This window comes from Amycolatopsis sp. NPDC089917 (assembly GCF_040684635.1).
Taxonomy (GTDB): domain Bacteria; phylum Actinomycetota; class Actinomycetes; order Mycobacteriales; family Pseudonocardiaceae; genus Amycolatopsis.
Genome location: NZ_JBFBGL010000068.1, coordinates 24,893 through 33,294 on the forward strand (window position 1 = coordinate 24,893; position 8,402 = coordinate 33,294).

The following is an 8,402-nucleotide window of genomic DNA, read 5'->3' on the forward strand; positions in this document are numbered from 1 at the left end:
GGACCCAGAGTCCCTCAAGGAGTCCTTCACGGAACGGCGCTCTCCCGGGTGGCGGAGACCGTCAGAGCGGGTTGTGCGCTCCCAGCGGAGCGGTGCAGAACGGCCCGCCGACGTACTCCGCCGCCACCCCGGTCGGAGCGGGCATGTCCGCCAGCTGATCGGCGTAGGTCTCCGCGTTGTCGAGCGACTTGTAGCCCAGCTCCTCCGCCTCGGCGAGCGAGTAGATCCGGCGCGTGTTGTCGGAGACGCCCCAGATCAGCCGGTAACCGGGGGAGGGATAGCTGAGGCACGCCTCGAACAGGCGGGCGCCGTCGTCGGGGGAGAGCCAGGTCGTCAGGCCGCGCGGGCCGAGGACGAGCGGGCTTTCGAAGCACGACCCGATCCGGATGACGATCACGTCCATGCCGAACCGCGAGTGGTACAGGCTGCCGAGCGCTTCGATGGCCGCCTTGCTGACGCCGTAGTAGGTGTCGGGCCGGGGCGTGGAGTCGGCGGCGAGGCCGTTCTCGCCGGCCTCGTCGTTGCGGCGGAAGCCGACGGAATGGTTGCTGGAGGCCAGGATCACGCGCGGGACACCGGCCGCCCGCGCGGCTTCGAGGACGGTGTGGGTGCCGTTGATGTTGACGTCGAGCGTGGCCTCCCACGAGCTCTCGCGGCTGTGCCCGCCGAGGTGGATCACCGCGTCGACGCCCGCGCACGCCTTCGTCATCGCTTCCGGGTCGGTCACCGACGCGGTGATCAGCTCGACGTCCTCGCCCCCGGCGGCTTCGGGCTGCGCGGCCAGGTCGAGCAGCCGCAGCACGCGGCCGGAACGGCGCAGCCGCGACCGCATCAGGGTGCCGACGATGCCCGCCGAGCCGGTGATCAGGACGCGCTGGTCTGCCATGTGAACCCCTTGTCAGTGAACAGAAGTACGGATGATCAGCGGATGCCGGCGCGGCGCAGTTGCTGGCCGAGTTCCGCGGTGATTTCGGCGAGGAGCTCGCCGACGCGCTGGGCGTCGGCGTCGGTGACTTCGGTGATCGGCATGGAGCAACTGATCGCGTCCGTGCCGGGGATGCGGTACGGGATCACGGCCGCGACGCACCGGACGCCGAGGCTGCCTTCCTCGACTTCCGCCGCATAGCCGCGTTCGCGGGTCTTCGCGCATTCGGCGTGCAGTGCTTCGGCCGTGGTGATGGTGTTCGGCGTCAGCGCCGACAGCTCCCCGGTCAGGAGCCCGTCGATCTCGTCGTGCGTCAGCTCGGCGAGCAAGGCCTTCCCCAGCGCGGTCGCGTGAGTGGGCAGCGTGCGGCCGACCCGGGACACGAGATGCGTCGAATGCCGGGACTCGCGTGTCTCCAGGTAGACGACGTCGGTGCCTTCCCGGCGCGCGAAGTGCGCGGTGAAACCGGTCTTCTCCCGGATCCGCTCCAAGGCCTCGGTCGCGTACGGGACGACCGGGTCGCGGTCCAGGTACGCCGTGCCGCAGATCAGCGCGCGGACGCCGAGCCGGTAGCGGGCGGTGTTGGTGTCGACCTCCAGCCAGCCGGCTTCGAGCAGGGTGCGAAGCAGGCCGTGCAGGCTGGACCTGGGGAAACCGGTCCGCGTGTGGAGATCGGAAAGGGACAGCCACACGTCGTTCGCGGCGAAGGTCTCGATGAGATCTATCGCCCGCCGGGCCGATTTGACCCCGGCGGGCTCGGGCGCGGCGGACGCACCGTTCTCCACCGTGACAGCGGGGGCTCCCTGCTGTGGCATCCGCACTCCTCCAACCGGCCGTTGACTTGTGACCCTGGCCATATTAGCGTCCCGAACAGCGTTCTTATGGATGAACATAATCACTATAACAGACTCCGTTCATGGATGTGAACAGGTCGGGCTGGGCCTTCGTGAACGCGGAAAGGAGTCAGCGGTGCATTTGCTGGACTGGATCATGGTGTCCGCGTATTTCGTGCTGATGGTGGTGATCGGGCTGTGGTCGCACAGCCGGGTCAACACGGTCAGCGACTTCTTCACCGCCGGCGGGAAGATGCCCTGGTGGCTGACCGGGATCTCCCACCACATGTCCGGCTACAGCGCGGTCCTCTTCGTCGCGTACGCGGGTGTCGCCTACACGGACGGCATCACCGTCTACTTCTGGGGAATGGCCAGTATCGGTATCGGCGTCGGCATCGGCAGCTGGCTGTTCGCCTCGCGGTGGAACCGCCTGCGCTCGAAGCTCGGCGTCGCGTCGCCGCTGGAGTACCTGGCGAAGCGGTTCAACGTGCCCACCCAGCAGGCGCTGGCCTGGAGCGGCAGCCTCCTGAAGATCTTCGACATCGCGGCCAAGTGGTTCGCGGTCGCGACGATCCTCAACGTCTTCGCGGGCGTGCCCTACACCTGGGGCATCATCATCACCGGCACGATCACGCTGATCTACTGCACCGTCGGCGGTCTCTGGGCCGACGCGCTCACCGACTTCGGCCAGTTCGTCATCCAGGCCATCGCGGCGGTCGTGATGCTGTGGGTCGTGCTGGACAAGCTCGGCGGCGTCTCCGGCCTGTGGACCGTGTGGGGGGACCTCCCGCCCGCGCACCTCAACCCGACCACGTCGAAGTTCACCACCGTGGTGTTGCTCGTCTACGTGCTGGTGAAGACGCTGGAGTACAACGGCGGTATGTGGAACCTGGCGCAGCGCTACATGGCCGCGCCGAACACCTACGAAGCCCGTCGCGGCGCGCGGCTCTCCTCGATCCTGTACCTGGTGTGGCCGCTGGTCATGATGTTCCCGATGTTCGCCGCCCCGCTGCTGATCCCGGACATCTCCAACCCCAACAACGCCTACGCGATCATGACCACGACGTTCCTCCCGCCGGGTCTGGTCGGGCTGGTGCTGGCCGGGATCTTCTCGCACACCATGGCGATGGTCTCCTCCGACGCCAACGCGATCTCCGCGGTCATCACCCGCGACATGATGCCGGTGCTGTGGAAGAAGGCCCGGAGCTTCACCGAATCGCAGGGGCTGCTCGCCGCGCGGATCTCGACGGTGATCTTCGTCGTGCTGACCATGGCGGTGGCCACGCAGGCCGAGAAACTCGGCGGTGTGCTCGGTATCGTGGTGCTCTGGGTCGCGGCGCTGATGGGCCCGATCTCGGTACCGCTGCTGCTCGGCATGCTCCCGGCGTTCCGCCGCTCCGGCTCCCGCGCGGCGCTGATCTCGTGGGCGGGCGGTCTCATCGCCTACGCGATCGCCTACTACGGCTACAACGCCACCCTCGCGGTCACCGTGTCCACCCCGATCCTGGTCTCGCTGGCGCTGTTCATCGGGCTCGGCTACCTCATGCCCGAGCGCAAGGCCTCCACCGACGAGATCATCGACACCATCGACCGCGACGACGACGTCACACCCCGCAAGTCGCAGGACGGCACCACCGTGCCCGCCTGACCGGGCCCGTACCCGGGACCATCCACAAAGAACGAAAGAGAAATCCATGGCACAGCCCAAGATCGAACTCGACGGCCTACTGGCGTTCCCCCTGACCCCCTTCACCGAGGGGCTGGAACTCAACCTCGACGCGTTCGCGGAAACCGTCGAGAGCCACGTGGCCGCCGGAGCCGGCGCGCTGTTCGTCGCCTGCGGTACGGGCGAATTCAGCTCGCTGTCCCCGGACGAGCACGCAGCGATCCTGCGTAAGGCTCGCGAGGTCGTCGCCGGGCGGGTGCCCGTGTGGGTCGGCGCCGGCGGCGGTGCCGCGACGGCCCGTGCCGGGATCGCGGCGGCGGAGGCGGGCGGCGCGGACGGCGTCCTTCTCCTGCCGCCGTACCTGGTGACCGGCCCGCCGTCCGGGCTGGTCGACCACGTCCGGTACGCCGTCGGGGATTCGTCGATCCCGGTGATCGTGTACCACCGTTCCACCGGCGTGTTCACCCCGAACGCGGCCGTGGACCTGCTCGGCATCCCGTCGGTGGTCGGTCTCAAGGACGGCTTCGGCGACGTCGAGCTCATGAGCCGGATCATCACCTCGATCCGCTCGGTCGACACCGACCGTGCCCGGGATTTCCTGTTCTTCAACGGTCTTCCCACGGCCGAGGTCTCGGCTCGCGCTTACGCCGCGATCGGCGTGGCGCGCTACTCCTCGGCCGTGCACTGCTTCGCCCCGGAGATCGCGGCCCGCTTCCACCGCGCGCTCGCGGAGAAGGACGACGCCGTCATGGAGGCGCTGCTCGCCGGGTTCTACCTGCCGCTCGTGGCGCTGCGGGACGAGGGACAGGGCTTCGCCGTGTCGCTGGTCAAGGCCGCGGCGCGATCGCGCGGGGACAAGGTCGGCTCGGTCCGGCCGCCGCTGGTCGAGCCGACCGCCGAGCAGGTCGCCCGCCTGGAGAAGATCGTCGACGACGGATTCTCCGTCCTCAAGTCCGTCGAGGCCGGTGCCTGAAGATGAAGGTTCTCGACGTCGTCCTGACCCCGGTCGCCTTCGCCGACCCGCCGCTGCTCAACGCGATGGGGGTGCACGAGCCCTTCGCGCTGCGCGGTGTCGTCCAGCTGATCTGCGAGGACGGCGTGGTCGGCCTCGGCGAGTCCTACGGTGACCTCGCGTTCCTGGAGCAGGTCCGGAAGGTGCTGCCGGAACTCAAGGGCCACGACGTGTTCGACCTGCCCGGCCTCCGCCGGAAGGTCGCCACCACCCTGGGCGAGGTCGTCTTCGCCGACGCGCACGGGCTCACCGGCGGGTTCTCCGTCAGCAAGACCGTCGCCAGCGTGTACTCGCTGTTCGAGGTGGCCGCGCTCGACGCGCAGGGCCACTACCTCGGCAGGCCGGTGGTCGACCTGCTCGGCGGCAAGGCGCGCGACGCCGTCGACTTCTCCGCGTACCTGTTCTACAAGTTCGGCGCCCACCTGGGCGCCCAGGAGGACTCGTGGGGCGAGGTGACCACGCCGGAGGCGCTCGTCGGCGAGGCCCGGCGGATGGTCGACGAGTACGGCTTCCGCTCCATCAAGCTCAAGGGCGGCGCCTTCGACCCCGACCAGGAGATGGCCGGGATCCGCGCGCTCGCCGAGGCGTTCCCCGACCACCCGCTCCGCATCGACCCGAACGCGGCTTGGACGGTCGAAACCGGTATCCGGGTCGCCGAGGAGCTCGACGGCGTCCTGGAGTACCTCGAAGACCCGACGCCGGGCATCGAGGGTATGGCACGGGTCGCCGAGAAGGCGAACATGCCACTGGCCACGAACATGTGCGTCGTGCGCTTCGCCGACATCGAGCCGGCCTTCCGGCAGCGAGCGGTCGGCGTGATCCTTTCGGACCACCACTACTGGGGCGGCCTGCGGGACACCCAGGCCCTCTCCATCACGGCGGAATGCTTCGACGTGGGCCTTTCCATGCATTCGAACAGTCATCTCGGGATCAGCCTGGCCGCTATGGTGCACGTGGCCGCGGCGACGCCGCACCTGACCTACGCCTGCGACACCCACTGGCCGTGGAAGACGGCCGACGTCATCGCCCCGGGTGCGCTGGAGTTCGTCGACGGTGCGGTCGCGGTGCCCGACAAGCCGGGGCTGGGGGTCGAACTCGATCCCGACGCGCTGGCGCGGGCCCATGAAGACTATGTCCGAAGTGGACAGACCAAACGGGATGACGTGACCTATATGCGGAAGTTCGTCGGAACCTTCGAACCGAACACAGCACGGTGGTGACGGGGTGAAGGTCACCGGATACGCCTACCCCTGGGACGTCGTCGACGATCCCGGGTTCGTCGAGCGCGTGCGGGAACTCGGCGTCGACGAGGTCGCCGTCGCCGTGTCGTACCACAGCGCCCGCGCGGCGACGCCCTGGTCGCCCGAGCGCACCTCGGTCGTCGCGCGCCACGCGGCGCTGTACCGGCCGGTGCGCGACGAGGCCTGGGGTGAGCTGAAGCCCGCCGAGCCGGACTGGGTCGAGAGTCGCGACAGCGCGGGCGACGCCGTCCGGACGCTGAACGAGGCGGGGATCCCGGCCGCGGCGTGGATCGTGCTGACCCACAATTCGCGGCTGGGCGCGGAGTTCCCCGACTACACCGTGCGGAACTGCTTCGGCGAGCGGTATCCGTGGGCGCTGTGCCCCGGTCAGCCCGCGGTGCGCGAATACGCGGCGAACGTGACGGCGGAAAGCCTCGCCGGACTCGACTTCGCCACGGTCATCCTCGAGGCGTGCGGCCCGCTCGGCGCCGTGCACCAGCATCAGCACGAGAAGACCGACGGCGTCTGGTCGCCCGCGGTGGCGCGGCTGCTGTCGATCTGCTGCTGCGACGCCTGTCTCGACGCCTGGGCCGCGGCCGGTCAGGACCCGGCGAAGGCGCTGGGCAAGCTTCGGGCCGAGGTCCGGCGGCTCATCGACAGCGGCGACCTCCGCGCGACCGAGGACAAGATCCTGCCGACGCTGCGGCAGGTCCTGCTCGACACACGCCGGAACGCGACCGACGCGCTGCGGCGTGCCGTGCTCGCGAAGATCCCGTCCGGCCCCCGGATCGTGCTGCACGGCGCGATGGACCCGTGGGTCACCGGCGCGCTGCCGGGGCTGACGCCGTCGGCCCCGGACGACGTCGACGCCGTGGTGCTGCAGAACTGGGCACCCGGCCACCCCAGCGTGGGGGCCGTCGCGACGGCGCGGGCGAAGCTGCCGGAGAAGGTCGCCGTCGGCAGTTACATCACCGCGGTGGCGGCGAGCCCGGTGCCCGACATCGAGGCCTACACCACCGAACTCGGCAAGGCAGGCGCCACCGAGCTGCACCTGTACCACCTCGGCCTCGCCGGCCCGGGGCGCTGGGCGGATCTCATCGCCGCCGTCAGCGCCGCGCAAGAACTCGTTTAGGAGAAAGCAGAACCATGAGCCAGGCAACGGATCCCGCCACGCTCGAACAGATCCTCGCGGCCGCCGCCGATGCGGCAGGCACGACGGCGGCCGCGACCCCAGCCCAGCGCGCCGGATGGCTGAACGCGGCGGCGGACGCCCTCGACGCGGCCGCCGACGAGCTGATCGTGCTGGCCAACCAGGAGACGCACCTCCCGGCCGCCCCGCGATTGCAGGGCGAGCTGAAGCGCACGACGTTCCAGCTGCGTCTCTTCGGCGAGGTGCTGGCCGACGGCTCGTTCCTCGGCGCCACCGTCGACCACGCGGACGCCGCGTGGCCGATGGGCCCGCGGCCGGACATCCGGCGGCTGCTCACCCCGATCGGACCGGTGCTGGTGTTCGCCGCCAGCAACTTCCCGTTCGCGTTCAGCGTCGCGGGCGGTGACACCGCGTCGGCGCTGGCCGCCGGTTGCCCGGTCGTGCTCAAGGCGCACTCCGGGCACCCCGAGCTGTCCGCCCGCACCGGCGAGATCCTGCGCGAGGCGCTGGTCGAGGCCGGTGCTCCGGAAGGGATCTTCGCTGTCATCTACGGTCAGCAGAACGGCGTGACCGCGTTGAAGGACCCGCGGATCCAGGCGGCGTCCTTCACCGGTTCGGTGCCCGGCGGGCGCGCGCTGTTCGACATCGCGACCTCGCGGCCGTCGCCGATCCCGTTCTACGGCGAGCTCGGCAGCGTCAACCCCGTCGTCGTCACGCGGTCGGCGATCGACGCGCGCGGCGAGGCGATCGCGAAGGCGTACGCGGGTTCGTTCACCCTCGGTGCCGGGCAGTTCTGCACCAAGCCGGGACTGCTCTTCCTGCCCGAGGGCCACGGCCTGGAGGACACGCTGCGCGAGGCCGTCGCGGCGATCCCGGCGCAGCCGATGCTCAACGAGCGCATCGCGGCCGGTTTCGCCGACGGGCTGGCGAAGCTGAGCGAGGTCGCCGGTGTCGAGGTGCTGTCGGAGTCCGGTGGCGCGGAAGGGATCTCGCACGGCGCGACCCTGCTCGCCACCACCGCCAAGGACTTCCTGGCCGACGCCGACACGGTCCGCGAGGAGTGCTTCGGTCCGGCGTCGCTCATCGTCACCTACACCGACCAGGCCGAGCTGATCAGCCTGCTCGGCGTGATGGAACCCGGGCTCACCGCGACCATCCAGGGTGAAGAGTCCGATGTGGACTGGATTCGCCCGGTCCTCCCGTCGCTGACCCGCGTCGCCGGCCGTCTGCTGTGGAACGACTGGCCGACCGGCGTCACGGTCACCTGGGCACAGGAACACGGTGGTCCCTACCCGGCGACCACCGCGCCGACCAGCACCTCGGTCGGCACCGCCGCGATCGAGCGGTTCCTGCGACCGATCGCCTGGCAGGGCTTCCCCGACGCGCTGCTGCCGGAACCGTTGCAGGAGAACAACCCGTGGGATCTGCCGCGCAGGACCGACGGGAAACGCTAGAAACAGTCGTGAGTGGCGATTCGGGTTTGGTTTAAAAACAAAAGCAAGAAAACGGATGCACCAACAACCCCCGCCCCCCACTCAGCGCTAATATACCCCTGGTGGGCGCGGTTAAAGACAG

General features: G+C 69.6%; 7 protein-coding genes. 5 read left to right on the forward strand and 2 right to left on the reverse strand.

Annotation, left to right across the window (positions count from 1 at the left end):
• Window positions 1–61: 61 nt before the first annotated feature.
• Complete coding sequence (locus AB0N89_RS34130) at window positions 62–886, reverse strand: NAD(P)-dependent oxidoreductase (protein WP_364213492.1); 825 nt, start codon at window positions 884–886, stop codon at window positions 62–64.
• 35 nt (window positions 887–921) lie between these two features.
• Window positions 922–1,740: an IclR family transcriptional regulator gene (locus AB0N89_RS34135; RefSeq protein ID WP_364213495.1), complete on the reverse strand. Its 819-nt coding sequence runs from the start codon at window positions 1,738–1,740 to the stop codon at window positions 922–924.
• 154 nt (window positions 1,741–1,894) lie between these two features.
• On the opposite strand from AB0N89_RS34135, the gene AB0N89_RS34140 reads away from it, so the two are divergent.
• Genes AB0N89_RS34140 through AB0N89_RS34160 form a run of 5 tightly spaced genes read left to right on the forward strand, consistent with a single transcriptional unit; the run spans window position 1,895 to window position 8,281 of the window.
• Window positions 1,895–3,406, forward strand: a complete 1,512-nt coding sequence (locus tag AB0N89_RS34140) for a sodium:solute symporter family protein (protein WP_364213498.1) — start codon at window positions 1,895–1,897, stop codon at window positions 3,404–3,406.
• Window positions 3,407–3,452: 46 nt separating this feature from the next.
• Window positions 3,453–4,397 carry a 5-dehydro-4-deoxyglucarate dehydratase gene (locus tag AB0N89_RS34145; RefSeq protein WP_364213501.1) on the forward strand — a complete coding sequence of 315 codons (945 nt, stop codon included), beginning with the start codon at window positions 3,453–3,455 and terminating at the stop codon, window positions 4,395–4,397.
• Window positions 4,398–4,399: 2 nt separating this feature from the next.
• A complete protein-coding gene (locus AB0N89_RS34150) occupies window positions 4,400–5,656 on the forward strand; it encodes a glucarate dehydratase family protein (protein WP_364213503.1) in 1,257 nt (418 codons plus the stop codon).
• 4 nt (window positions 5,657–5,660) lie between these two features.
• A complete protein-coding gene (locus AB0N89_RS34155; RefSeq protein ID WP_364213506.1) occupies window positions 5,661–6,809 on the forward strand; it encodes a hypothetical protein in 1,149 nt (382 codons plus the stop codon).
• A 14-nt stretch (window positions 6,810–6,823) separates the two neighbouring features.
• The gene (locus tag AB0N89_RS34160) at window positions 6,824–8,281 is read left to right on the forward strand and encodes an aldehyde dehydrogenase (NADP(+)) (protein WP_364213509.1); all 1,458 of its coding nucleotides are present in this window, start codon (window positions 6,824–6,826) and stop codon (window positions 8,279–8,281) included.
• Window positions 8,282–8,402 lie beyond the last annotated feature (121 nt).